At 60.9% G+C, this 26311-nt stretch carries 19 protein-coding genes; 18 read left to right on the top strand and 1 reads right to left on the bottom strand.

Annotated features, from left to right (window positions below; all coding sequences use genetic code 11):
* Positions 1 to 10: 10 nt before the first annotated feature.
* The 3 genes from HCK03_RS04530 to HCK03_RS04520 all read left to right on the top strand — a co-directional run bounded on the left by HCK03_RS04530 (position 11) and on the right by HCK03_RS04520 (position 2351).
* Positions 11 to 517 carry a flavin reductase gene (locus HCK03_RS04530; RefSeq protein ID WP_045857321.1) on the top strand — a complete coding sequence of 169 codons (507 nt, stop codon included), beginning with the start codon at positions 11 to 13 and terminating at the stop codon, positions 515 to 517.
* A gap of 123 nt (positions 518 to 640) precedes the next feature.
* Positions 641 to 1906, top strand: coding sequence for an MFS transporter (locus tag HCK03_RS04525; protein ID WP_167692390.1), 1266 nt, complete (start codon positions 641 to 643; stop codon positions 1904 to 1906).
* Between the two features lie 199 nt (positions 1907 to 2105).
* Positions 2106 to 2351: a hypothetical protein gene (locus HCK03_RS04520; RefSeq protein WP_076945902.1), complete on the top strand. Its 246-nt coding sequence runs from the start codon at positions 2106 to 2108 to the stop codon at positions 2349 to 2351.
* A gap of 104 nt (positions 2352 to 2455) precedes the next feature.
* Here HCK03_RS04520 and HCK03_RS04515 read toward each other — a convergent pair whose 3' ends face one another.
* Positions 2456 to 2929 (bottom strand): Lrp/AsnC family transcriptional regulator, encoded by a 474-nt coding sequence (locus HCK03_RS04515; protein ID WP_041147735.1) that lies wholly within the window; start codon positions 2927 to 2929, stop codon positions 2456 to 2458.
* Positions 2930 to 3080: 151 nt separating this feature from the next.
* Here HCK03_RS04515 and HCK03_RS04510 point away from each other — a divergent pair, with 151 nt between their 5' ends.
* The 15 genes from HCK03_RS04510 (at position 3081) to HCK03_RS04440 (ending at position 26079) form a co-directional block, all read left to right on the top strand.
* A complete protein-coding gene (locus tag HCK03_RS04510) occupies positions 3081 to 3692 on the top strand; it encodes a LysE family translocator (RefSeq protein ID WP_041147092.1) in 612 nt (203 codons plus the stop codon).
* Between the two features lie 940 nt (positions 3693 to 4632).
* Positions 4633 to 5238: a tyrosine-type DNA invertase gene (locus HCK03_RS04505; RefSeq protein ID WP_041147093.1), complete on the top strand. Its 606-nt coding sequence runs from the start codon at positions 4633 to 4635 to the stop codon at positions 5236 to 5238.
* A gap of 640 nt (positions 5239 to 5878) precedes the next feature.
* The gene (locus tag HCK03_RS04500; RefSeq protein ID WP_123552024.1) at positions 5879 to 6475 is read left to right on the top strand and encodes a tyrosine-type DNA invertase; all 597 of its coding nucleotides are present in this window, start codon (positions 5879 to 5881) and stop codon (positions 6473 to 6475) included.
* A gap of 496 nt (positions 6476 to 6971) precedes the next feature.
* Positions 6972 to 7520 carry a type 1 fimbrial major subunit FimA gene (gene fimA, locus HCK03_RS04495; protein WP_045857312.1) on the top strand — a complete coding sequence of 183 codons (549 nt, stop codon included), beginning with the start codon at positions 6972 to 6974 and terminating at the stop codon, positions 7518 to 7520.
* A 70-nt stretch (positions 7521 to 7590) separates the two neighbouring features.
* Positions 7591 to 8130, top strand: a complete 540-nt coding sequence (fimI, locus tag HCK03_RS04490) for a type 1 fimbrial minor subunit FimI (protein WP_041147095.1) — start codon at positions 7591 to 7593, stop codon at positions 8128 to 8130.
* Between the two features lie 35 nt (positions 8131 to 8165).
* Positions 8166 to 8891: a fimbria/pilus periplasmic chaperone gene (locus HCK03_RS04485; RefSeq protein WP_071844980.1), complete on the top strand. Its 726-nt coding sequence runs from the start codon at positions 8166 to 8168 to the stop codon at positions 8889 to 8891.
* 74 nt (positions 8892 to 8965) lie between these two features.
* Complete coding sequence (locus tag HCK03_RS04480) at positions 8966 to 11602, top strand: fimbrial biogenesis usher protein (RefSeq protein ID WP_167691193.1); 2637 nt, start codon at positions 8966 to 8968, stop codon at positions 11600 to 11602.
* Between the two features lie 13 nt (positions 11603 to 11615).
* Positions 11616 to 12143, top strand: coding sequence for a type 1 fimbrial adaptor subunit FimF (gene fimF / locus HCK03_RS04475; protein WP_323127220.1), 528 nt, complete (start codon positions 11616 to 11618; stop codon positions 12141 to 12143).
* Positions 12144 to 12155: 12 nt separating this feature from the next.
* A complete protein-coding gene (fimG, locus tag HCK03_RS04470; protein ID WP_041147097.1) occupies positions 12156 to 12659 on the top strand; it encodes a type 1 fimbrial minor subunit FimG in 504 nt (167 codons plus the stop codon).
* Positions 12660 to 12676: 17 nt separating this feature from the next.
* A complete protein-coding gene (locus tag HCK03_RS04465) occupies positions 12677 to 13582 on the top strand; it encodes a fimbrial protein (RefSeq protein ID WP_115191954.1) in 906 nt (301 codons plus the stop codon).
* A complete protein-coding gene (locus HCK03_RS04460; RefSeq protein ID WP_407692377.1) occupies positions 13569 to 15053 on the top strand; it encodes an EAL domain-containing protein in 1485 nt (494 codons plus the stop codon). The genes HCK03_RS04465 and HCK03_RS04460 overlap by 14 nt, the downstream gene beginning before the upstream one ends.
* A 176-nt stretch (positions 15054 to 15229) precedes the next feature.
* Positions 15230 to 16909 (top strand): ShlB/FhaC/HecB family hemolysin secretion/activation protein, encoded by a 1680-nt coding sequence (locus HCK03_RS04455; RefSeq protein ID WP_185955007.1) that lies wholly within the window; start codon positions 15230 to 15232, stop codon positions 16907 to 16909.
* Positions 16909 to 17457, top strand: a complete 549-nt coding sequence (locus HCK03_RS04450) for a toxin-activating lysine-acyltransferase (RefSeq protein ID WP_041147100.1) — start codon at positions 16909 to 16911, stop codon at positions 17455 to 17457. The genes HCK03_RS04455 and HCK03_RS04450 overlap by 1 nt, the downstream gene beginning before the upstream one ends.
* Positions 17450 to 25864 (top strand): hemagglutinin repeat-containing protein, encoded by an 8415-nt coding sequence (locus HCK03_RS04445; RefSeq protein ID WP_167691191.1) that lies wholly within the window; start codon positions 17450 to 17452, stop codon positions 25862 to 25864. The genes HCK03_RS04450 and HCK03_RS04445 overlap by 8 nt, the downstream gene beginning before the upstream one ends.
* On the top strand, positions 25861 to 26079 hold the full coding sequence (locus tag HCK03_RS04440) for a hypothetical protein (RefSeq protein WP_167691190.1): 219 nt from the start codon (positions 25861 to 25863) through the stop codon (positions 26077 to 26079). The genes HCK03_RS04445 and HCK03_RS04440 overlap by 4 nt, the downstream gene beginning before the upstream one ends.
* Positions 26080 to 26311 lie beyond the last annotated feature (232 nt).

The following is a 26311-nucleotide window of genomic DNA, read 5'->3' as shown; positions in this document are numbered from 1 at the left end:
GGATACCGCTATGAACCTGACATCTGATTTCCGTAACGCCATGGCGCAGCTGGGCAGCGCCATTACCATTATCACCACCGACGGCCCGGCGGGACGCTTTGGCTTTACCGCCTCCGCCGTCTGCAGCGTCACCGATTCTCCGCCCACCCTGCTGGTGTGCATGAACCGCTCCTCCTTCGCCCATAGCAAATTTAAAGAGAACGGCGTTCTGTGCGTCAACGTGCTCTCCGCACGGCATCAGGCGCTTTCCGCAATCTTTGCCAACAGCCAGCTGCGTTCGGAGGAGCGTTTTCAGCACGAGCAGTGGCTGGCGCTGGAAACCGGCTCGCCGGCGCTGGCCTCCGCCGTCGCCAGCGTCGACTGCACGATTAGCGCCAGCCATGAGGTCGGCAGCCACAGCGTGTTTTACTGCGAGGTCCGCCAGATTCGCCAGGACCAGCCCGGCGACGGCCTGGTGTGGTTTAACCGCCGGTTTCATACCCTTAGCGCCGAGGCCCTCAGCCAGGCTGCGCCATAACTAAAAAATAGCCCATCGCGACGTTTACCCGGCGCCCGCTCGCTGGCGCCCACTTTCACCTGTAGTGGAGTTCACGCAATGTCCGGAGCTGCGAACGATATGACGCCAGGCAAGCCGCAATCAATGCGCAAACTGATTATTGGCTCTTTTCTCGGTAACTCACTGGAGTGGTACGATTTCTTTCTCTACGGCACGGCGGCGGCGCTGGTTTTCGGCCCGCTGTTCTTTCCGGCAACCGACGATCCTTTGCTCGGCGCGTTTCTGGCGCTATCCGGCTTCGCCATCGGCTTTATCGCCCGACCGCTGGGCGGCATCGCCTTCGGGCATCTGGGCGATAAGTACAGCCGAAAAATGACGCTGATAATCACCCTGACGCTGATGGGCGCCAGCACCTTTCTGATCGGCCTGCTGCCAACCTACGAGCATATCGGCATTCTGGCACCGATCGCCCTGATCAGCCTGCGCTTCGTGCAGGGCGTGGCTTCCGGCGGGGAATGGGGCGGCGGCGTGCTGATGCTGAGCGAGAACGCGCCGGAAAGCCAGAAGGGCTACTACACCGCCTGGAGCCAGGTGGGGGTTTCCGGCGGCTTTGTGCTCTCCTCCCTCGCCTTCTATCTGGTGCAGCTGCTGCCCCAGGAGGACGTGCTGGCCTGGGCATGGCGTATTCCGTTCCTGCTGAGCCTGTTTATTTTCCTCGTTGGGGTCTATATCCGGCGCAACATCGAGGAGAACGCCGAGTTCGTTGCCCGTAAAACGCAGCCGGCGGAGCAGCCTCTGCCGGTGCTGACCGCCTTTAAACATCATCCGAAAGCCATTTTACAGGCCATCGGCCTGCGGCTGGCGGAGAATGGCGCGGTCTACATCTTTTTCACCTTCTCGGTGGTCTACTGCAAGCATATCGGCATCGATACCAGCCAGACCATTGCCGCCGTCACCATCGCCATGGCGGTGGAGATCGCCACCATCCTCGGCTGGGGCTGGCTGTCGGACCGCATCGGGCGCAAGAAAGTCTACTATGCCGGGGTGATCGGGATGGCGCTGGTGGCCTTCCCCTTCTTCTGGCTGCTGCAAATGCACAGCTTCCCGGCGATCCTGCTGGCGATGCTGCTGGCGCTGCCGGTCTGCCACGGGGCGATGATCGCCGCCCAGCCGTGCATGATGGTGGAGCTCTTTCCGGTGGAGGTGCGCTATACCGGCCTGGCGCTGGGGCATGAAATCGGCGCGGTGATCTCCGGCGGCATTAGCCCGATGCTGGCGGTCGCCTTCCTGATGACGTGGGACAGCTACGTGCCGATCGCCCTGATGCTGCTCACCTTTGCCCTGCTGGCGCTGCTGTCCCTGATGAGCATCCGCCAGCCCGCCGCGCGCCGTCAGCAGCAGACGGCATAGCGAAATGACCGTTCGGCGTCATAGGCTTAGCGGCCGTTGACGCCACCTTCGCCGACTGAGGGTCCGTTCAAATTTAATTTTAAACAAACTATTTGATAACAAAGCACTTTTTACGACAGCGAAAAAATATTCCCCGGTCACAATAGCGGTTAAATATTATTCATATGTCGGTTTGTTTTTTTATTTGAAGGGCTAGTTTATGAAAAAAATCATTCTCTCTCTGGTCACCGCCGCGCTGCTGCTGCCCGCGCTCTCCGCCCACGCAACCTACCGCAGCGATAACCGCCAGGACGCTCGCGATATCCGCCAGGACTCGCGCCAGGACGGGCGAGAGACCAAACAGCAGTGCGTAAGAGACGACAACAAAAGCAACGCCGGCTGCCGCCAGGATAAGCGCGAGAACCGTCGCGACGGCCGCCACGATGCGCGCAACGAGAAGTGGTAGGCTAAGCGCCGCCCGACGGGCGCGACCGCGCGCCCGTTGATCTCCCCGCCGCACCCCTCTCTCCTCTTCCCCCTCTCCTCTTACTCACCAGGCTTTCAACGGCGCTATCGCGACGGGTTCAGGCTCTCCAGCGGAAAAGGACGATCCTGCACCACGGTTTTCATCACCAGGGTCGATCGCAGGTGCTGAACGCCGGGCATCGCGGAGAGCTTGTCATCGTATAGTTTCTGGAACGCCGGCAGATCGCGGGTCACCACGTGCATCAAATAATCCGGATCGCCGAACAGGCGCTGCGCCAGCACGATCTGCGGGATCTCTTCGACCGCCTCTTCAAACGCGCTCACCGCCCGCTTATCTCCCTCTTTTAAGGTGGCAAAGACGATCGCCATAAAGTTAAAGCCCATCTTTACCGGATCCAGGCTGGCGCGATAGCCGGCGATGGTCCCGTCCTGCTCCAGCGCGCGCAGCCGCCGATGGCACGGCGAAAGGCTGAGATTGACCCGCTCCGCCAGTTCGGTTATCGAGAGGCGGCCATCGGCCTGCAGCTCGGCAAGAATTTTTCGATCTATGCTGTCCATTTGGAAGATTTTCACTTTTAAAAGGGGTTTTAAGCATAACATTGAAAGCTCATTGCGCATCATTCCCGATATTCTTGCGGGTAACTTTTCGCAAGAGTTTGAGCGCAATCGCCATGCACAATGGATCCAACCACGGTGGGGAGAGCCCGCTATGGAAATGAGTTTTATCGCGAGCTTCTGGCTGGTCTCTTTTCTGCTGATCGTCACGCCGGGGGCCGACTGGGCTTACGCCATCAGCGCCGGGATCGACGGGCGACGGGTAGTTCCTGCCGTGGCAGGACTGATGTCCGGGCATCTGCTGGCCACCCTCGTGGTGGTTGCCGGGGTTGGGGTGCTGATCGCCGGACATCCGCTGGCGCTGTCGGCCATCACGCTGCTGGGCGCGGGCTATCTGCTGTGGCTCGGTATCGGAATTTTACGCCATCCGTCGGCACCGTCGGCCGCCGAAGGGCGGACGGATAGCTGGCAGGGCTGGGCGATAAAAGGGCTTTGCATTAGCGGCCTGAATCCAAAAGTCTTTCTTTTGTTTCTCGCCCTGCTGCCGCAGTTTACCGATCCGCACGGCAGCTGGTCGGTGGCGATGCAGATGTCGGCGCTGGGCTGCCTGCACCTGATAACCTGCACGGTTATCTATTTGCTGGTCGGCTACGGTTCGAAAACGGTATTAGGCGCTCGCCCCCTGGCGGCGCAAAGGGTCAGCGTCGTTTCCGGCATCATCATGGTGATAATTGCCCTGTTCTTATTCTACGAGCAGCTAAAATAACCGTGCCGCGCGGGCGAAAAAGGATCAATATTGCCCCGAGCGTTTAATCCCTGAGGCCGCGGCGTGAATTTATCGCGCAGCGGCCAGCGCTATTTCCGTCAGCCTTCCGAGGGGGATCCGGCGTCATGAAATAGCCTGTAAAGCGGATCAAACATCGCGTTTCAGGTGCGAGTAATAATCACTTCAAAAAACCCGATAAAACCAGCACGCTTATTCCGGCGTAAAACAACTGGCACCAAAATTCCAGATGGCTCCAAAAAATTCCAAACAAACCGTAAACAAGATGAGCGGCTGGCTCAGCGACGCCGCGAGAGTTTCCTGCTCACCAACGGCGTAAATAATTGACCGCCGGCGCCACACATATCGCTTTACTTATTATTACTATTCTCCGCCTGAAATTTGCAGTATGGTTTAGGCGCTGTTGTAGTGATGCAGTCAATGCTATCCGGCGTGGATATCGTTCTTCGCAAGCTGCGGGACATTTACGCAATATTCATCTGCGGTACGCGGCCTGAACTCTCCGTCATGGAATGATGGCAAGCCCGCCGGGAGTTTAATTATTACAGTACTATGAGTCAGCAGAGACCCCGACCCATAGCCTATGCCTCTCTATTTATAGAGCGCATAATCAGGAGAAAATCAGGATGAACCGGACGCTAAAGCCACCAGGAAAAACGTATTATTTCAAAGAGATAAAAACACTACCCGTCGCTCTCAATGAAGCCATCGCGCCCCGAACGCGGGGATACTTTCTGCTTCACTCATTATCGCAAACGTAATGATCTGACCCGGCAGAAATATATGCTGGAATACTTTTCCTGCGCCCTAAAAGTACAGCGGAAAGGTAAAATTAACGATTAAACATTACAGTCGGATGTAAAAACTGGCCTGCTGACGATGGCCAGAACGTAATGTATGCCTGCAATTAAAAGGGATGATAATGAAAAACAATACCGATATCAAAAAAAGGAACTTCCTGACTCAAGCCGAAATAGAGTCGCTGTTGAAAGCAGCTAATACGGGAACGCATGCCGCGCGTAACTACTGCCTGACGTTATTGTGTTTTATTCACGGACTGCGCGCCAGTGAAATATGCCGCCTGCAAATATCCGATATCGACCTCCGTTCAAAATGTATTTATATTCATCGTCTGAAAAAAGGATTCTCTACTACCCACCCGTTACTGAATAAAGAGATTCAGGCATTAAAAAACTGGCTGGAGATCCGTAGCAGCTATCCCGATAGCGACAGCGAGTGGCTATTTTTGTCACGTAAAGGTAATCCCCTTTCTCGCCAGCAGTTTTACCAAATTATTTCGTCATCCGGAGACCATGCCGGACTGTCGCTGGAAATACATCCGCATATGCTCCGCCACTCCTGTGGATTTGCGTTAGCCAATATGGGAATCGATACGCGATTAATCCAGGACTATCTCGGACATCGTAATATCCGCCATACCGTCTGGTACACCGCCAGTAACGCCGGGCGCTTTTACGGTATCTGGGACAACGCGAAAGAGAAGCAGCGCGTTAGCCTTATCCAGTAATCTCCGCCAACGCCAGGGAGGGCGTTGTCATGTGCCGCCGCCGCGGGAAACATTAATAAATATTAACCATGCATTAATTGCGATTAATGTTCCCGCAAGTTCTTATTTCAACAATAAACAAGCAAATCGCGATATCCCTGTATATATTCCGGATATCCGTTCGCTATTTATAACCGCGCGTAACGATTGCCGCCTATTGGACCCGGAAGGTGCGGAATCATCCGCGCGGTAGCGGGGGGATGATACGCGACGCACGCCCCGCAGGGCGCGGAAACTCCGGGCACTGCACCGGCGCTGGCGAGGGTAAAGCGGGACAATAAAATAGCCCGGCGCACGCGTTTTAAATGCTTGCGAACTATTTTTTCATCTATCATATCGCCCGCAATAACTTTTTCCCTTTTGATTTTATGAACCTGGCAATGATTGCCGGCGGCTCTATTGTGGTATTGAATAAAATCCATAAAAATAAGAATTATCGCGTGGCGCTATTTTCGCTATGTGTAAATGTAATGTGATCGCCTTTTTGAAATTAAATACCTTCATATAATACGGTTTTAACATCGCGGATTATTTTTTCATCAGCCTGAACGTTTTTTCAGGCTGAGGTTCTGGTGTAAATAAAATACAGGAGCAATGTATTGTGAATCGACGTCGTTTTCTTACCGGTAAAGAAGTTCAGGCTATGATGCTGGCCGTTCGCCACGGGCCCACCGGCGAACGTGATTATTGTCTTATCCTGCTGGCGTTTCGCCACGGCATGCGCATCAGTGAACTACTCAACCTGCACTACCGCGATCTTGACCTCAGCGAGGGGCGCATCAACGTCCGCCGGCTGAAGAACGGATTTTCAACCATCCACCCGCTGCGCTTTGACGAACTGGAGGCCATTGAGCGCTGGACCCGGGCTCGCGCCGGCTGGAAGGCCGCGCAAAGCACCGACGCTATTTTTATCTCCCGCCGCGGCACCCAGCTCTCACGGCAGCAGGCGTATCGTATTATCCGCAGCGCCGGCGAAGAGGCCGGAACCGCCACCCACACCCATCCGCACATGCTGCGCCACGCCTGCGGCTACGAGCTCGCCGAAAGAGGGACAGATACGCGTTTGATTCAGGATTATCTGGGACATCGCAATATTCGCCATACGGTACGCTATACCGCCAGCAACGCGGCGCGTTTTGCCGGATTATGGGAAAGAAATAATTTGCTGGATAAAAGTATCCCTGAGCAGAAGAAATAAATTATTACTTTGATAAATAAGATAAATTTCGTGAATGAATAGGTCAATTGGGGCCAAACTGTTTATATCATAAAAATGTTTTGTAATCTTTTGCAACCGGCAAGTGCATATATTTCCAAAAATAATAAATATCTAATTGATTAAAAACACTTTTTACTCCGACATTTATTTACTTTCATTTCCATCCGATTCGTAACCTCGCCTTGTCCTCTCCGCTGACTCAGCCACTCCGTATACGCTACTAAAAATAAAAATCCAGCATAAAAAACCACAAAAAAGAATACCAAAGAACTTTAAGTTCAAAACTACGCCTTAAAACCCCCTAATTTCAGTACTTTAATCCAATGAGTCAAAATGGCCCCAATTGACTCATCGTTGGGGCAAAAACTGAGCAGAGCCGGCAGTCGGACCATTCGGCTGACATATGGAATGCCTGGAAGGCACAAAGACTGCCAATTTCGGTTCGTAATATCGACATTGTTTAAAGGAAAACAACATGAAAATCAAAACACTGGCAATCGTTGTTCTGTCAGCCCTGTCCCTGAGCTCCGCGGCGGCTTTGGCCGATACCACCACGGTAAACGGCGGGACAGTGCATTTTAAAGGGGAAGTGGTCAACGCAGCCTGTGCAGTAGACGCCGGCTCTATCGATCAAACCGTGCAGCTGGGCCAGGTGCGTTCAGCCAAACTCGCTACCGCGGGCAGCACCAGCTCCGCCGTTGGTTTCAACATCCAGCTGGACGACTGCGATACAACCGTTGCGACTAAAGCCTCCGTTGCCTTCTCCGGCACCGCGGTCGATAGCACCAACACCACCGTACTGGCGCTGCAAAACTCTGCAGCCGGCGGCGCAACTAACGTTGGCGTCCAGATCCTCGACAGCACCGGCACCGCGCTGGCGCTCGACGGCGCAACCTTCGGTGCTGCCACCACGCTGAACGACGGCACCAACATCATTCCGTTCCAGGCTCGCTACTACGCGACCGGCGCAGCAACTGCCGGTACCGCTAACGCCGACGCGACCTTCAAAGTTCAGTACGAGTAATTCACCATCACGCACGGATGCTCGTCGGGCCAGGAAGGCCCGTTATCCATACAGGACTGGGGTAATCACGATGCAAGGAATGAAATCAGGTCTGCTGATCGTTTTGCTGCCGCCGCTGGCGCTGGCCGGTAACCAGTGGAACGTCACCCTGCCCGGCGGCAGCATGCGTTTCCAGGGCGTGATCATCGCCGAATCCTGCCGCGTGGAAGCAGGCGACCGTCAGCTGACGGTCGAGATGGGGCAAATCAGCAGCAATCGGTTTCATTCAGCAGGCGAAGATACTCACCCCGTTCCTTTCGCTATCCATCTGCAGGATTGCAACACCGCGGTCAGCCAGCGGGTGGGAGTGACCTTTCACGGCGTTGCTGACGGCAAAAATCCGGACGTGCTCTCGGTGGGCGAAGGCCCAGGCATCGCGACCGGCGTCGGCGTGGCGCTGTTTGACAGCGAGGACCATCCGATCCCGCTCAATAGTCCACCGGCGGCCTGGTCACGGCTGTATACCGGACCGACCACGCTACATTTTGTCGCCAAATATCGGGCGACCGGACGTCAGGTGACCGGCGGAGCCGCGAACGCTCAGGCCTGGTTTGCTTTGACCTATCAGTAACCAGCCAGCAGGCATACCGGATACAGGAATCAACGGTGAGTATAAAAGGGGAAAACGTGAGAAAGAGACTGGGGATGACGCAAAGCCTGGTGGCGGGCTTTTTGATGATCGCCACCGCCGGGTTTAGCACCGCTGCCGATGCGGGCGTGGCGCTGGGAGCCACCAGGGTTATCTATCCTGCCGGGCAAAAGCAGGTCCAGCTGGCGGTAACCAACAACGATGACAACAGCACCTATCTGATTCAGTCGTGGGTAGAAAATGCCGACGGTCAGAAGGACGGACGCTTTGTTATCACCCCGCCGCTGTTCGCCATGCAGGGTAAAAAAGAGAACACCCTGCGGATCATTGACGCCACCAACAATCAGCTGCCGCAGGATCGCGAAAGCCTGTTCTGGATGAACGTTAAGGCGATCCCGTCGATGGATAAATCGAAGCTCAGCGACAATACCCTGCAGCTGGCGATTATCAGCCGCATCAAGCTCTACTATCGCCCGGCTAAGCTGGCGCTCTCGCCGGATCAGGCGACGGAGAAGCTGCGCTTTCGCCGCAGCGCAAACACCCTCACGCTGATTAACCCTACCCCTTACTACCTGACGGTGACCGAACTCAACGCCGGAACACGGGTGCTGGAAAACGCGCTGGTTCCGCCAATGGGCGAAGCCTCGGTGAAGCTACCGCCGGGCGCCGGCAGCGAGATCTCCTGGCGGACGATTAACGACTACGGCGCGCTGACCCCGCGGATGAAGGGCGTCGCGCAATAGCTACGGGGAAACCAGCGTTATCCCCTGAAATATAATAAGAACTGACAGCCGGGCGACTTCGGACCGGAGGGATTATGTCACATCTGAAATATGGACCGAACCGTTTGGTTTCTCCCCGCACCCGGCGTCATGCCCCGCGTTTAGCGGGGCCGCTGGTGCAGTTCCCGCTGCTGCTTGCGCTGGCCACCCAGGCCTTTTCCGCGCGGGCGGAGCTCTATTTTAACCCGCGTTTTTTGGCTGACGATCCGGCGGCGGTGGCGGACCTCTCGAACTTCGAGAAGGGACAGGAGGTGCCGCCCGGCACCTATCGGGTCGATATTTATCTGAACAACGGCTTTATGACCACCCGCGACGTGACCTTTAAGGCCGGGGAAGAGGATCATCGCCTCGCGCCCTGCCTCACGCGTGGCCAGCTGGCGAGCATGGGCGTCAACACGCCCGCCGTGGCGGGAATGGAGGCGCTGGCCGCCGACGCCTGCGTACCGCTCGCCGCCCTGATCAAAGAGTCCACCAGCCGCTTCGACGTCGGCCAGCAGCGCCTGTACCTGACCGTTCCCCAGGCCTTTATGGGCAACCGCGCGCGCGGCTATATTCCCCCTGAACTCTGGGATGACGGAATTAACGCCGGGCTGCTGAACTACAACTTCACCGGCAACAACGTGCACAACGATATTGGCGGCAGCAGCAATTATGCTTACCTTAATCTGCAAAGCGGCCTCAATCTCGGTGCCTGGCGCCTGCGCGATAACACCACCTGGAGCTACAGCAGCGGCGGCGGTTCATCGAGCAACGAAAATAAGTGGCAGCACGTCAACAGCTGGCTGGAGCGGGATATTGTCCCTCTGCGCTCGCGCCTGACGCTCGGCGACAGCTATACCAACGGCGACGTGTTCGACGGCATCAACTTCCGCGGCGCCCAGTTGGCCTCTGACGACAATATGCTGCCGGACAGCCAGAAAGGCTTCGCCCCGGTCATCCACGGGATTGCCCGGGGAACGGCGCAGGTCTCGATCAGGCAAAACGGCTACGAAATTTACCAAAGCACGGTGCCGCCCGGACCGTTCACCATCAACGATCTCTATGCCGCAGGTAACGGCGGCGATCTGCAGGTCACCATCAAAGAGACCGACGGCACCCGCCAGGTCTTCACCGTGCCGTGGTCAACGGTGCCGGTGCTGCAGCGCGAGGGCCATTCGCGCTTCGCCCTGACGGCGGGGGAATACCGCAGCGGCAACGACCAGCAGGAGAAGCCGAAATTCTTCCAGGGAACGCTGCTCCACGGCCTGCCGGCGGGCTGGACGCTGTACGGCGGCTCCCAGCTGGCCGACCGCTACCGCGCCTTTAACCTCGGCGTCGGTAAAAACATGGGCGAGTTCGGCGCCGTGTCGCTGGACGTGACCCAGGCAAACGCCACCCTGCCGGACGACAGCAACCATCAGGGGCAGTCGCTGCGCTTCCTCTATAACAAATCGCTTAACGAAATCGGCACCAATATTCAGCTGGTCGGCTACCGCTACTCCACGCGGGGCTACTACAGCTTTGCCGATACCACCTATAGCCGGATGAGCGGCTACGACGTCGAGACCCAGGACGGCGTTATCCAGGTGAAGCCCAAATTCACCGACTACTACAACCTCGCCTACAGCAAGCGCGGTCGGGTGCAGGCCAGCGTCACCCAGCAGCTGGGGCGCACCGCCACGCTCTATATGAGCGGCAGCCATCAGACCTACTGGTCAACCGGCAAGGCGGACCAGCAGCTACAGGCCGGGCTCAACGCCGCGGTGGACGATATCAACTGGACGCTGAGCTACAGCCTGACCAAAAACGCCTGGCAGCAGGGGCGCGACCAGATGCTGGCGGTCAACGTCAACATTCCGTTCAGCCACTGGCTGCGCTCGGACAGCAAATCCGCGTGGCGTCACGCCAGCGCCAGCTACAGCATGTCGCACGATCTCGACGGCCGGATGACCAACCTCGCCGGGCTCTACGGCACCCTGCTGGAGGATAACAACCTCAGCTACAGCGTGCAGACCGGCTACGCAGGTGGCGGCGCCGGCAGCAGCGGCGGCACGGGCTATACCGCCCTGAACTACCGCGGCGGCTACGGCAACGCCAACGTCGGCTACAGCCGCAGCGACGGCTTTAAGCAGCTCTACTACGGCGTCAGCGGCGGCGTGCTGGCCCACGCCAACGGCGTGACCTTAAGCCAGCCGCTGAACGACACGGTGGTGCTTATCAAAGCGCCCGGCGCGGAGAAGGTGAAGGTGGAGAATCAGACCGGCGTGCGCACCGACTGGCGCGGCTACGCGGTGCTGCCTTACGCCACCGAGTACCGGGAGAACCGGGTGGCGCTGGATACCAACACCCTCGCCGACAACGTCGATCTTGACGACGCCGTGGTTAGCGTGGTGCCCACCCATGGCGCGATCGTCCGCGCCGACTTCAAGGCCCACGTCGGGATGAAACTGCTGATGACCCTCACCCGCAACGGCAAGCCGGTGCCGTTCGGCGCCATGGTGACCTCGGCGAGCAATCAGAGCGGCAGCATTGTCGCCGATAACGGCCAGGTCTACCTCAGCGGGATGCCGCTGGCCGGCCGGGTGCAGGTGAAGTGGGGAGACGGGCCGGATGCCGGCTGCGTAGCCGAGTATCGTCTGCCGCCGGAGAGCCAGCAGCAGGCGCTCAGCCAGCTCTCCGCCGTGTGCCGCTAAGGAAAGGATCATGATGACAAAATCGTTCTATTTGCTGCTGGCCGTGCTGTCGCTTGCCGTCGCCAACGCGTGCGCCGCCGACAGCACCATCACCATCAGCGGCTACGTGCGGGATAACGCCTGCGCGGTGGCGGGAGAATCAAAGGATTTTACCGTCGACCTGCTGGATAACGCCGCCAAACAGTTTCATGCCGTCGGCGCCACCACGCCCGCGGTGCCGTTTCGCATCGTCCTGTCGCCCTGCGGCAGTTCGGTCACCGCGGTGAAGGTGGGCTTCACCGGGGTGGCGGATAGCGTCAACACCAGCCTGTTAAAGCTGGACAGCGGCGCGTCGGCCGCGGCGGGCATGGGGGTGCAGATCCTCGATACGCAGCAGGCGATGCTGCCGCTGAATGCCGCCTCCTCGGCGATAGCCTGGACCACCCTGACGCCGGGGCAGACCAATACCCTGAACTTTTACGCCCGCCTGATGGCGACCCAGGTCCCGGTTACCGCCGGGCACGTTAACGCCACAGCGACCTTTACGCTGGAATTTCAGTAACCGGAGGCTGAGATGAAATGGACTCCCCCAGGCTGGCTGGTAGCCGGCGCGCTGCTCATGGCTGCCTCCTCGCTGCAGGCCGCCGACGTCACCATCACCGTGAACGGCAAGGTGGTGGCCAAACCGTGCACGGTGTCGACCACCAACGCCACCGTCGAACTCGGCGATCTCTACACCTTCAGCCTGGTCTCGGCGGGGGCCGCTTCGGCGTGGCACAGCGTGGCGCTCGATTTAAGCAACTGCCCGATTGGCACCTCGCGGGTGGTCGCCACCTTCAGCGGCACCGCGGACGGCACCGGCTATTACAAAAACCAGGGCACCGCCGGCAATATCCAGCTCGAGCTGCAGGACAGCGGCGGCACCACGCTGAACAACGGCGCCACTCAATCGGTGCAGGTCGATGACGCCACCCAGTCCGCCCGTTTCCCGCTGCAGGTCAGGGCGCTGACGGTGAACGGCGGCGCCACCCAGGGAACCATTCAGGCGGTGATTAACGTCACCTACACCTACGCCTGAATCAGGAGAGTACGTTTATGAAAAAAATAGTCACCCTACTGGCCGCGCTGGCGATGATGGGCTGGTCGGTTAACGCCTGGTCCTTCGCCTGTAAAACCGCCAGCGGACAGACCATCCCCATCGGCGGCGGCAGCGCCAACGTCTACGTCAATCTCGCGCCTGCGGTCAGCGTCGGGCAGAACCTGGTGGTCGACCTCTCGACGCAGATTTTCTGCCACAACGACTATCCGCAGACCATCACCGACTACGTCACCCTGCAGCGCGGCTCGGCTTACGGCGGCGTGCTATCAAGCTTCTCCGGTACCGTAAAATACAACGGCAGCTCCTATCCGTTCCCGACCACCACGGAAACCTCGCGGGTGATTTACGACTCGACCACCGATAAGCCGTGGCCAACCGTGCTCTACCTGACGCCGGTCAGCACCGCCGGCGGGATCGCCATTACCTCCGGGTCGCTGATCGCCGTGCTGATCCTCCACCAGACCAACAACTACAACGGCGACTCCTACCAGTTCGTCTGGAACATTTATGCCAATAACGACGTGGTGGTGCCGACCGGCGGCTGCGACGTCTCCGCCCGCGACGTGACGGTAACGCTGCCGGACTATCCCGGTTCGATGGCCGTGCCGCTGACGGTGCACTGCGCGCAGAACCAGACGCTGGGCTACTACCTGTCGGGCAACACCACCGGCTCCGGCAACGCCATTTTCACCAATACCGCCTCCGCCTCGCCGGCGCAGGGGATCGGCGTGCAGCTGACCCGCGGCGGCACGGCGGTATCCGCCAACAGCCCGGTATCGCTGGGTACGGTCGGCACCTCGCCGGTGAGCCTTGGGCTGACGGCCGAGTACGCGCGCACCAGCGGGCAGGTCACCGCCGGCAACGTGCAGTCGATTATTGGGGTGACGTTTGTCTACCAGTAGGGCGCCACTCCCGCCGCCGGCCCCGGCGGTGGAGTGCATACTCTCACCCTGTTCGATGGCCGCGGAGGGGCTCTCTTCGCTGATCGGCGCGGGCGGGCGGCGGCCGACGTTTTTATCTCCTCAGGCCCATGACGCGCCGTCGCTGCCCGACCCGACGGCCTTCAGGCGGATCGTGGTGTTTCTGCCCGACGACCCTTTCTGGCTGCTGTTCACCCTGCGCCAGGCGGCGCTGCTGCTCGACCGCAGCGCCAGCGCGCTGCCGATGCTGATCCTCAGCCGCAGCCCCGCCGGCTGGCTGTGGAACACGCTGCTGCACCTGGTGGGCAACCGCCGCCGTCTTGCCGCCGTCAAAACCGTCGCCTCCGACCTGCCCTGCCGGCAGCTGGCCTCGCTGCTGAGCCAGCCTGCGCCGGACTACCCTTCGCTGGAGACGCTGGCCTGTGAGGAGGCGACCGCGCGCGGTATTCCCCCGACGGGCCTGAGCAAACCCGAGTTCAACGCCGCGCTGGACTGGCTGCGCGGATACAGCATTACTCGCCAGGCCGAGCTGCGGGGCGTGAGCCATAAAACCCTCTATAACCAGAGACTGTCAGGACTAAAAAAGATGGTGGAACAGCATCCGCATCTGGCGAACCGCTTCCCCGGAGGCCAGGCAAAAGGGCAAAAGGCGCAGGCGTTCGCCACGCTTTCGGCGTTTGAGCGCGAGTTCGTGCACGCGATCCACTGTCGGCAGGTGTTTCCGGTATTCCAGCCCATTACCGATGGCCGGCTAATGCTCAAGGGTATCGAGGTGCTGTCGCGCTGGCGGCGCAACGGCAGCGTGCTGCTGCCCGGCGAGTTTCTGCCGCTGGTGCGCGCGGAATATGCCTGGCTGCTGCTGACCGCCTTTGCGCTGCGGGAAGCGGTTCAGGGCATCAACCAGCATCGCGGGGAGTACTACTTCTCGGTGAACGTTCCGCCGGTTATCGCCGGGCATGACAACCTCATGCGGATGATGGAGGCGGCCCGCCAGCAGCTGGGCGATCCGCGCTGGGCGGAGAGGCTGGTACTGGAATTTGCCGAAACCGTCGATCTCAACCGCCAGGGCAAGATCGGCAGCAATATCGTGAAATTACAGCAGCAGGGCTTTCGCATTATGCTCGACGACTGCTTTTCACAAAGCAGCGTGATGTTTCCGGTCCGCGCGGTGCGCTTTAGCGAGTACAAGCTCGACATGAGCATCGTGAATGATTTCCAGCACGACGCCCACGCGCTGGCGCTGGTAAAAAGCCTGATCTACTACTGCCAGCTAACCGGCAGCCGCTGCGTTGCCGAGGGGGTGGATAGCCTGGAAAAGCTGAATATGCTGAAGGCGCTGGGGATCGACAGGTTTCAGGGCTATCTGATCTCGCCCCCGGTCACTCGCGAAAACCTCGACGATATTATTCAACGCTTTTCGCCGGGGCGATACGCCACGCCCGTTGCCGGATAGAACGCGTTTCCTGCTGAAATCACAGCGGTTTATGCCGATTTCCACCCTCCACTCTCCTGCATCCCGGCAGGGGGTGCGCGCTTTTTCGGAATATGCCTGGTTCCCTTTCCTTGACAAAAATTGAACAATTTTACACAAACTCACATTTTGTTCATTTTCACATTGCAAGGATGCCAATGAACCGCGAAGCCATTTTTTGCCGGGCGATCGCCTCAGCTATAGGTCTGTTTTTTCTGCTGCCGGCCCACGCCGCAGGCCCTGACGATCAGTTTATCATTCAGCAGCAGCGTCAGAAGGCGCTGGAGCAGCAGCTGACCCCGCCGACGCCCGACGTGCGCCTCTCCGAGCCCGCTTCCGGCTTCGGTCGCATTCCTTTCCCGACGGAAACGCCCTGCTTTCCCATCCACCGCGTGGCGCTGAGCGGCCAGCAGGCACTTCCCCGCTGGCTGCCGCTGCAGCGCATCGCCGACCAGGCGCAGGGGCGCTGCCTCGGAGGGAAAGGGATTAACCTGCTGATGAGCACCCTGCAAAATCGGCTGGTCGACGGCGGCTGGATCACCACCCGCGTGCTGGCTCCCTCCCAGGATTTGAAAAGCGGCACCCTGAAGCTGACGATCGTGCCGGGCTACGTGCGCCACGTGCGGCTGACGGAGCAGAGCGACGACTATATCCGGCTGTATAGCGCCTTTCCGGCCCATGAGGGCAATCTGCTCGACCTGCGCGATATCGAACAGGGGCTGGAAAATCTCCAGCGCCTGCCCACCGTCGAGGCGAGCATGGAAATTGTCCCCGGCGACAATCCCGGCGAGAGCGATATCGTCATTACGCGTAAGCAGTCGAAGATGTGGCGCCTGGGGCTGTCGCTGGACGACTCGGGCACCGAAACCACCGGTCGCTATCAGGGCGGCGTAACGCTGTCGCTGGATAACCCTTTCTCGCTCAGCGACTTGCTCTACCTCTCCGCCAGCCACGACCTCGACGATAGCGGAGGCAAAAGTAGCCGCAACTACATCGGCCACTACTCCGTGCCCTACGGCTACTGGATGCTGGGGGTCACCGGCAGCGACTACGACTATCACCAGACGGTGGCCGGGCTGAACGGCGACTACCGCTACAGCGGCAAAAGTAAAAATCTCGACCTGCAGCTCAGCCGCGTTCTGCACCGCAGCGGGACGCAGAAAACGACCTTCACCTACGACGTGCTGGCGCGCGAAACCCGCAACTTCATCGACGATACCGAAGTCGGCGTCCAGCGTCGCCAGACGGCGGGCTGGCGCGTGGGGCTGCAGCATCGCCACTACATCGGCCAGGCCACCCTCGACCTCGGCGCCAGCTACCAGCGCGGCACCCGCTGGTTTGGCGCGCGGCCCGCGCCGGAAGAGTACGTCGGCGACGCCACCGCGCTGAGCAAAATCACCCAGCTCAACGCCCAGCTCGACCTGCCCTTTACCCTCGGGAGCCAGAATTTCCGCTACAACGTGCAGTATCTGCGCCAGATCAGCAACACCCCGCTGACGCCGCAGGATCAGTTCGCCATCGGCAACCGCTGGACGGTACGCGGATTCGATGGCGAGCGCACCCTTAGCGCCAGCCACGGCTGGTACGTCCGCAACGATCTGGCCTGGCGCACCCCGCTGGAGAGTCAGGAGCTCTATCTCGGCGCGGACTACGGTGAAGTCGGCGGCTATAGCTCTGATTACCTTATCGGCCAACACCTTGCGGGCGGCGTCATCGGCCTTCGCGGCAGCGCCTTCAATACCGGCTATGACCTGTTCGCCGGAACGCCATTCTCGAAGCCGGATGGGTTCCACACCAGCGCCGTCACGCTTGGCTTCAACCTGAACTGGAGCTGGTGATGCGCACTGGACAATACGAGATTAAGGCGCCGCTGATCTTCGGCGGTACCGACAACGAAGCCGAAGTGCTGGGGGCCAGCGTCTGGCTATGGATGCATTCGCCGATGCACCGGGACGCCCCGCTGCACGCCCTGCCCACGCTGCTGATGCCGATCATCAAGCGCCGCCAGTATGTGCTGGTTATCCAAAACGAGCGGCCGGTGTTTTTTCTCAGCTGGGCGTGGCTCAACCGGGAGTCGGAGGCCCGCTATCTCACCCGTCCGGCGATTGAGATGCGCGAGACGGACTGGGACAGCGGCGACCGGATGTGGTTTTGCGACTGGATCGCGCCGTTCGGCCATACCGCCGCCATGAACGCCCTGATGCGCCAGGAGGTCTTTGCCGACCACTGCGTGCGGGCGCTCTATCACCGCGGCGAGCAGCGCGGCAAGCGGGTGGTGATGTTCCACGGCCGCCGCGTCAGCCGCGAACAGGCCAGGACCTGGCGGCTGTCTCACCCGCTCGCCGTCGACCTGCCGGAAGCGTTTAAAGGACTAAACCATGAATAAGAACCTCTACCGTATTGTGTTCAACAAAGCGCGCGGCATGCTGATGGTGGTGGCGGACATCGCCCGCTCCGGACGCGCCGGCGCCGCACGTTCTTCCGCGCCGGGCAGCCTCCCGCGCCGGCTGCACGGCAAAATCAGCGCCATCAGCTTCGGCCTGTGGCTGGCGATGGGGGTGATTCACCCGGCGCAGGCCAACATCGTCGCCGACGCCGGCGCGCCGAAAAACCAGCAGCCGACGGTGATGCCGAGCGCCAACGGCACGCCGCAGGTCAATATTCAGACCCCGTCGGCCGCCGGGGTATCGCGCAACACCTACAGCCAGTTCGACGTCAACCAGCAGGGGGCGATCCTCAATAACTCGCATAAAAACGTGCAGACCCAGCTGGGCGGCATGGTGGCGGGGAACCCCTGGCTGGCGAAAGGCGAAGCGAAGGTCATTCTCAACGAGGTCAACTCGCGCGACCCCAGCCGGCTGAACGGGATGATTGAAGTGGCCGGGAAAAAGGCCCAGGTGGTGATCGCCAACCCGTCCGGCATTACCTGTAACGGCTGCGGCTTTATCAACGCCAACCGCGCCACCCTGACTACCGGCCAGGCGCAGCTCAACAACGGCAACCTCACCGGCTATCAGGTCGAACGCGGCGAAGTGGCCATCGAAGGCGCCGGGATGGAGAGCTCGGGGGCCGACTACACCGATATTATTGCCCGCTCGGTGAAGGTTAACGCCGGGCTGTGGGCCAAAGACCTGCGGGTCACCACCGGGCGCAACCGGGTGGATGCCGCCCACCAGCGCATCGAAAAAAACGGCGACGATCCGGCAACCCGCCCGCAGCTGGCGGTGGATGTCGCCAGCCTCGGCGGCATGTACGCGGGTAAAATCCGCATGGTCGGCACCGAGAGCGGCGTCGGGGTGCGCAACGCCGGGGCCATCGGCGCCCAGGCCGGAAGCGTGAGCCTGAGCGCCGACGGCCGCATTGAAAACAGCGGCACGCTACGCGCCAGCGAAGACGCTACCGTCCGCACCGCCGGCGAGTTCAGCAACGGCGGCGCGTTGACCGCCGGCCATAACCTGGACATTCAGGCGGCCAGCCTCACCGGCAGCCGCGACAGCGTGCTGGCCGCCGGAGTGCAAAATGACGGCAGGCTGGCGGAGAGCGGCGATCTGCGGCTGCACGCCGACGGCCAGCTGAGCGTCCACGGCCAGACGCTGGCCGGCGGGAACCTGCGCGCCAGCGGCCAGGGCCTGGACGTCAGCGGCAGCCGAACCCAGGGCCAGCGGGTCGAGCTGGACAGCGGCGCGGGCCACCTGCTCGCGCAAAACGCCGGTGTCAACGCCCGGGATCTGACCCTGCGCAGCGGCCAAACGCTCAACAACGACGGCGGCACGCTCAGCGCCGACGCGATAACCCTCTCCGCGCAGCATCTTTCGAACCGCAAAGGCAAGCTGGTGCAGACCGGCGGCGGCGCCCTGGCGGTGAATCTGCCGGGCGACATCGATAACCGGGAGGGGGAGATTGCCGCCAACGGCGATATTCAGCTCGCGGCGCATGCCGTCGATAACCGCAGCGGGAAAGTGCTGGCGGCGCAGGACGGCAGCCTGACGGCGCACGCCAGGACGACGCTGGATAACCGCCAGGGCACCCTCGCCGCGGCGGGCGATACCCGGATCGACGCCGGGGATCTCAACAATAGCCAAGGGCTGATCTCTGCCGCCACCGGCAGCGGCGAGATCCGCAGCGCGCAGGCGGTCAGCAACGGTAAGGGCCGCATCGAAGCGGCCAAAACCCAGACCATCAGCGCCGCCGGGCTGGATAACCAGCAGGGGGTTATCGTCGCCGACGGGGCCACGCTGGCGCTCGCCAACAGCACCTTCAACAACCACTCCGGCTCGCTGTACTCGCACGGCGCGCTGGCTATTCACAGCGGCGCGCTCGATAACCAGTTTGGCTACCTCGCCAGCGGCGGCACGCTCACCTTCAAAGGAGGCGATGTTGATAACCGTGCCGGTCAGTTCGCCGCAGAGCAGGCCCTGAACGCCAGCTTCAGCGCCTTCCTGAACCACGAGGGCAGCCTGAAGGCGCTGGGCGCGATGACGCTGAGCGGCGGTACGCTGGACAACGCTCGCGGGATCGTCGGCGCGGGCGGCGCGCTCGACGTTGGCGTCACCGCCCTCGACAACCGCCAGGGCACCCTGTTCAGCAGCGCCGACGCCCTTTTCCACACCGACCGGCTGGACAACCAGGGCGGCCAGCTGGCGGCGCAGCGGGCGCTGAGCGTGAACGGCGGGCAGTTGGTCAACGATAGCGGCGGCCTGATCCAGAGCGGCGGGAGCCTGACGCTCGCCGCGGACGACATCAGCAACCGCAGCGGCGGCATCATCAGCAGCGCAGCCGCCACCCTGCGCAGCCAGCAGCTGCACAACGCCGGGGGAGAGATCCAGAGCGTCGGCGATCTGCTGATCGATAGCGCCCGCGGCATCGTGGACAACGTTTCCGGGCTGATGCGCAGCGGCGCGACGCTCACGCTCACCGCCGCCCGGCTGATCAACCACAATACCCTCGGCGACAATCAGGGGCTGGAGGCGCAGAACATCGCCCTCGCCAGCGAAGCGCTCGATAACCACAGCGGGATGATTCTGGCCGATAAATCGCTGACGGTGCGCAACGGCGGCGAGCTCGACAACCGCAGCGGCGGGCTGGCGGCCTCCGGGACGGTGGATATCCGTGGCGACGGGCTGGCGCTGTTTAACCAGGACGGCACGGTGAAAGCCGGCGAGATGCTGCGCATTGACGCGGACAGTCTCGACGGTGGCGGCCAGCTGCTGTCGCTCGGCGATATGGCGCTGAGCAGCCGCCGGTCGCTGAATAACAGCGGGACGATGGTAGCCAACGGCAGCTTCACGCTCGCCTCCGCAGGGGATATCACCAACGGCGGCAGGCTGCTGGCAGGCAGCAGGTTCGACCTCACCGGCCGCAGCCTGAGCAACGGGGCCAGCGGCGAAATTAACGCCGGGCAAAACACCCTTAACGTCAGCGACACGCTGTTCAACGCCGGGCTGATCGACGGCGGCTATACGCGGATTAACGCCGGGACCCTCACCAACAGCGGCAGCGGGCGCATCTATGGCAACGCCATTGGCGTCAATGCCATCACTTTCAATAACCTGGCGGAAAACGGCACCGCGGCGACCCTTGCCGGGCGCGAGCGCGTCGACCTCGGGGTGCAGATCCTGAACAACCGCGATCGCGGGCTGATCTACAGCGGCGGCGATCTGCTGATTGGCGGCGCGCTGGGGGATAACGGCGCCGCGATCGGCCGGGCGGGAACCGTCGATAACCACAGCGCGACGATCGAATCCGCCGGGGATATGACGATCGCCGCCGGGCAGATCAACAACATCAACGATCGCTTCACCACCGGGATCGTCACCGTTTCTCAGGATCGGCTGACCGAATATCAGCACACCGGCTCCCCCAACCGCTGGAACGCCGCGGACGACGGCGTGTTTGTTGACAGGAACTCTGCCGACGGCCTGCGCAATCTGAATACTCCGGACGACACTGGCAGCAATAACGATAGCTTCAACCAGTTCGACTATACCCGCACGGTGGAAGAGACGCGGATCCTCGAATCCGACCCGGCGAAGATCCTCGCCGGCGGCAATATAACGCTCACCGGCGATCGCCTGCTGAACGATAAGAGCCAGGTCATCGCCGGAGGCACCCTGGCGATCGCCGGCCTGCAGGAGGTGAAAAACGACGACGTAACCGGCGAGCGGCGAACCACCGACGTCGGTACCGCCACCCACTACTACCGCATTCGCCACAAAGGGGGCGACGAGCAGGGCCGCGACCGTACCGCCTATACGCCGCCAAGCGAAATTCAGAGCATCTCCCTGAAGCCGGGGCAGCTCATTAGCGGCGGCAGCGTCGAGGGCACGCCGCTCACCCTCGCGCCGCTGACCCCGCAGGGCACGGCGGCGGCGATCGGCGTGGCGGGCGCCGTCTCCGGTCAGCACACCGTTTCGCCCGGCGAGCCGGTCACGCCGCCGGCGGGCCAGCAGTTTGAGGTCACGCCCGCGGAAGGGGCGATTCGCATCGTCGGCCCGAATACGACCCTGCCGGATAACAGCCTGTTTTCGGTCAACCCCGCCGCCGACGTGCCGTATCTGGTGGAGACCGATCCGCGCTTCACCAACCAGAAGCAGTGGCTCGGCAGCGACTACATGCAGCAGGCGCTGGCCGGCAACGGCGACACGACGCTGAAACGGCTGGGAGACGGCTACTATGAGCAGCGGCTGATCCGCGAGCAGGTGGTCGCCCTGACCGGCCAGCGCTACCTTGACGGCTACACCAGCGACGAAGAGCAGTTTAAGGCCTTGATGGATCAGGGCATTACCTTCGGGAAGCAGTACGCGCTAAAGAGCGGCGTGGCGCTGACCCCCGAGCAGATGGCGCTGCTGACCGGGGATATCGTCTGGCTGGTGAACACCACGGTGAAGATGCCGGACGGCTCGCTGCAGAGCGTGCTGGTGCCGCAGGTCTACGCCAAAGTCAAACCCGGCGACATCGACGGCTCCGGCGCGCTGCTCGCCGGGAATAACGTCAGCATCAAACTCAACGGCGACCTCTTCAACAGCGGCACCCTTAACGGCCGCCGCGTCCTGCAGCTTGACGCCGACAATATCACCAACCGCGCAGGCACCCTGCTCGGCGACGACGTGCGCCTGAACGCCCGCAACGACATCAATAACATCGGCGGCATCATCCAGGGCGACAGCAGCCTGCAGGCGCTGGCCGGACGGGACATCAATGCCACCACCACCCTCGCCGACGCGCAGAGCGTCAGCGGCGATAACCGCTTCAGCCGCACCACCATCGACAGCGTCTCCGGCATTTACGTTCAGGGCGATGACGGCAGGCTAACGCTGCACTCCGGCCGCGATATCACCCTCAGCGGCGCGCAGGTGGTCGCCAGCGGCGAACGCGGCGAGGTCCAGCTGGTCGCCGGGCGCGATATCCAGCTCAACGACGTCACCACCGCCTGGCGCGATAATCTGGTGTGGGATGCCGACAACGCCCTCAGCCAGAGCCAGAGCAGCAGCACCGGCAGCGAAGTGACCGGCAAAGGCAGCGTCACGCTGAGCGCCGGGCACGACCTCAGCGCCCGCGGCGCCCTCCTCTCCTCCGGCGCGGCGCTAAACCTCGGTGCAGGCAATAACGTCACGCTTGCGGCGGGCGAAAACAGCCAGACGCTGGACGAGCGCCACAAGGTCACCGGCAGCAGCGGCTGGCTGTCCAAAACCACCACCCGCACCCAGGACAATGTATCGCGGCAGACGGCCCAGGGCAGCGAGCTGAACGGCGACAGCGTCGGCATCACCGCCGGCAACGATCTCACCGTGCGCGGCAGCAGCGTGGCCGGCAGCGGCGACGTAGCGCTGCGGGCGGGCAACAATCTGCGGATCGACACTCAGGATGAGTACAACAGCGAGCAGCACCTCAAGCAGGAGAAAAAATCGGGGCTGATGAGCTCCGGCGGGATCGGCTTCAGCTACGGCACCCAGAGCGTGAAAACCACCGATACCGGGGCGGATATCACCCGGGCGGGCAGCACCGTCGGCAGCGTGAACGGCGACCTGACCCTGCGCGCGGGCGACAACCTGACGGTCAACGGCTCCGACCTGATCGCCGGCCAGGACATGGCCCTGAGCGGCAAAAACGTCGCCATAACCGCCGCCGAAAACCAGAGCCAGCAGACCCACGTGGTCGAACAGAAAACCTCCGGCCTGACCCTGGCCCTCTCCGGTACGGCGGGCAGCGCCCTCAACAGCGTGGTGCAGGCCACCCAGGACGCCAAATCCGCCGGCAGCAGCCGCCTGCAGGCCCTGCAGGGGGTGAAAGCCGCCCTCTCCGGCGTGCAGGCCGGCCAGGCCGCGCGTCTGGATGCGGCGCAGGGCAACGATCCGGCCAACAACAATACCGTTGGCGTCAGCCTCTCTTACGGCAGCCAGTCGTCGAAATCGACCCAGCGCAGCGAGCAGACCACCGCCCAGGGCAGCAGCCTGACGGCGGGGCGCGACCTCAGCATCACCGCCCGCGAAGGCGATCTGAACGCGGTCGGCAGCCAGCTGAAGGCGGGCAACGACGTGGCCCTCTCCGCCAGCCGCGACCTGAACCTGATCTCTGCTGAAAACACCTCGCTGCTTGAAGGCAAAAACGAAAGCAAAGGCGGCACGGTCGGCGTCGGGATTGGCGTGGGCTCCGGCGGCTGGGGGATCAGCGTCTCCGCCAGCGTCAACAAGGGCAAAGGCAGCGAAAGCGGCAACGGCACCACCCACAGCGAAACCACCGTCGATGCCGGCAACAATCTCATCCTCAACAGCGGACGCGACACCACCCTCACCGGTGCCCAGGTCAGCGGCGACACGGTTATCGCCGATATCGGCCGCAACCTGACCCTCACCTCCGAGCAGGACAGCGACCGCTACGACTCAAAACAGCAGAACGCCAGCGCCGGGGGCAGCTTCACCTTCGGCTCCATGAGCGGCTCCGCCAGCGTCAACCTCAGCAAGGACAAGATGCACAGCAACTACGATTCCGTGGTGGAGCAGACGGGCATCTTTGCCGGCAAAGGCGGCTATGACATCACCGTCGGCGAGCATACCCAGCTGGATGGCGCGGTGATTGGCAGCACTGCCACCGCAGATAAAAACCGCCTCGACACCGGCACGCTGGGCTGGGGCGATATCGACAACCGCGCCGATTTTAAAACCGAGCACCAGAGCGTCGGCTTCAGCACCGGCGGCAGCATCGGCAGCCAGTTCGCCGGGAACATGGCCAACGGCCTGCTGACCGGCGGGAACAACGAGGGCCACGACAGCAGCACCACCCACGCGGCGGTCTCCGACGGTACGCTAATTGTCCGCGACCAGGGCCAGCAGACCCAGGACGTGGCGAACCTCAGCCGCGACGTGGAGCATGCCAACCAGACCCTGTCGCCGATATTTGATAAGGAGAAGGAGCAGCAGCGCCTGCAGCAGACCCAGCTGATCGGCGAGATTGGCAACCAGGTGGCGGATATTGCGCGCACCGAGGGACAGATTAACGCCATCAACGCAGGTAAGGCTGAGCTGGCGAAGGAAAAGATCAACGAGCCGGAAAAAGGCGCCAGCAAGGAGGCCTGGGAGAAATATAACGCTCAGCTGGCCGCCACCGAAGGCTATAAGGCCGCGCAGAAGCAATGGGGCACCGGGAGCAGCGTCCAGCAGGCGATTCAGGCGGCGACCGCCGCCGTGCAGGGGCTGGCGGGCAGCGACCTGAAGGCCGCGCTGGCCGGCGGTGCGGCGCCGTATGTGGCGGAGGTTATCGGCCACTACAGTAATCTGGACGATGCGGGCAAGGTCGCCGCGCATGCGGTGGTCAACGCTGCGCTTGCCGCCGCGCAGAACCAGAGCGCCCTCGCCGGTGCCGCTGGCGCTGCAACCGGCGAACTGATCGGCATCATCGCCACGCAGATGTACGGTAAAACGGTCAGCGAGCTGGACGAAACGCAGAGGCAGACCGTCTCGACCCTGGCAACGCTGGCGGCGGGACTGGCGGGTGGGCTGGCCGGTGACAGCAGCGCCTCTGCGGTTTCCGGGGCGCAGGCCGGGAAGACGACGGTGGAGAATAATAATCTGGCTCTGATTGCACGTGGTTGTGCCGCTCTCTCGCCGTGCCGGAATAAGGTTGCAGAGCAGCTACTGGAGATAGGTGCAAAAGCTGGAATCGTGGGTCTTGCCGGAGCAGCCATCAAGGATGTTGCCGATAAGATGACGTCAGATGAACTGAATCACCTGATTACCCTGGAAATAATGGGTAATGATGAGATCACCGGAAAATATCTAAGTTCTCTTCAGGATAAATATGGCTCCGGTAGCGAATCTGGACCAAACATGGGTAAAAACCTCACGGATGCTGAGAAGGCAGAGTTAGGAGGCGCGGGTTCAGGCACACCGGGAGGCTGGGAACCGCAGGATGAGGAGAAAGCACGGGGTAGCGAGGCAGGCCAAAAACCAGCAACAAGAGAGCAAATTGGGAAATGGTCTATCGACGAACTTTCTGATGGAGCAAAGCACATTGATCCAGCTTCGAAGAAAGGTGATTTAACACTCGCTGGCCGTGCTCTTCAAAAGCATGGGAGCCGTGAAGGAAGTGCTTTCCCATCAGCTAAAGGCAATCCATCAGCGATAAACGAACAAGGCCAGAAAATTGTAGATAGTATTTTGAATGACCCTAATAAATCAGTGGTTCAAAGTAACACAGGGCGTTATGGACAAGTAACTGACATAATATCTTCGAGTGGTCGAGGGTTGCGTTACGATGCACAAGGTAAACTTATAGGATTTTTGGAGCCACCTAAATGACGAATAAATTGACTGCACAAATTGCCAGTCTGCCAGATCGAGAAAATGTTGTTTATGAGATCTATTATGGCTCTCACCAAGTCGCAGAAATCTCAAATGAACCGGATATTGGCCTTCGGATTGATATTTTTAATTGTCCTGATGGAGGGTTTTGGAGTTTTAATTTTAAAGAGTTCCAGTCTCTTGTTGAGCAAGCAGAAAAAAATGTAATGTAATAATCAATCCCGGCCTCAGCGCCGGGATCTGTTTATCATCTGTTACAAACAGCCCCCGTCCCTACACCTAATCACCGGCAGATCGCCGGTATCGTTCAGCGCCCCCGGAAACTCTTCCGTAAGCATCCCGGTAATCCGAACCATTCACTTTTTGATATCTAACCTAACGTGTCGTAATGTCCGAGGTGTCCCCTCTTATGGCACAAAGCAGTCTACGGTAACGGCCAGTGGC

This window comes from Klebsiella terrigena, assembly GCF_012029655.1.
GTDB classification, from domain to species: Bacteria; Pseudomonadota; Gammaproteobacteria; order Enterobacterales; family Enterobacteriaceae; genus Klebsiella; species Klebsiella terrigena.
This window is presented reverse-complemented; position numbering and strand designations above follow the sequence as displayed.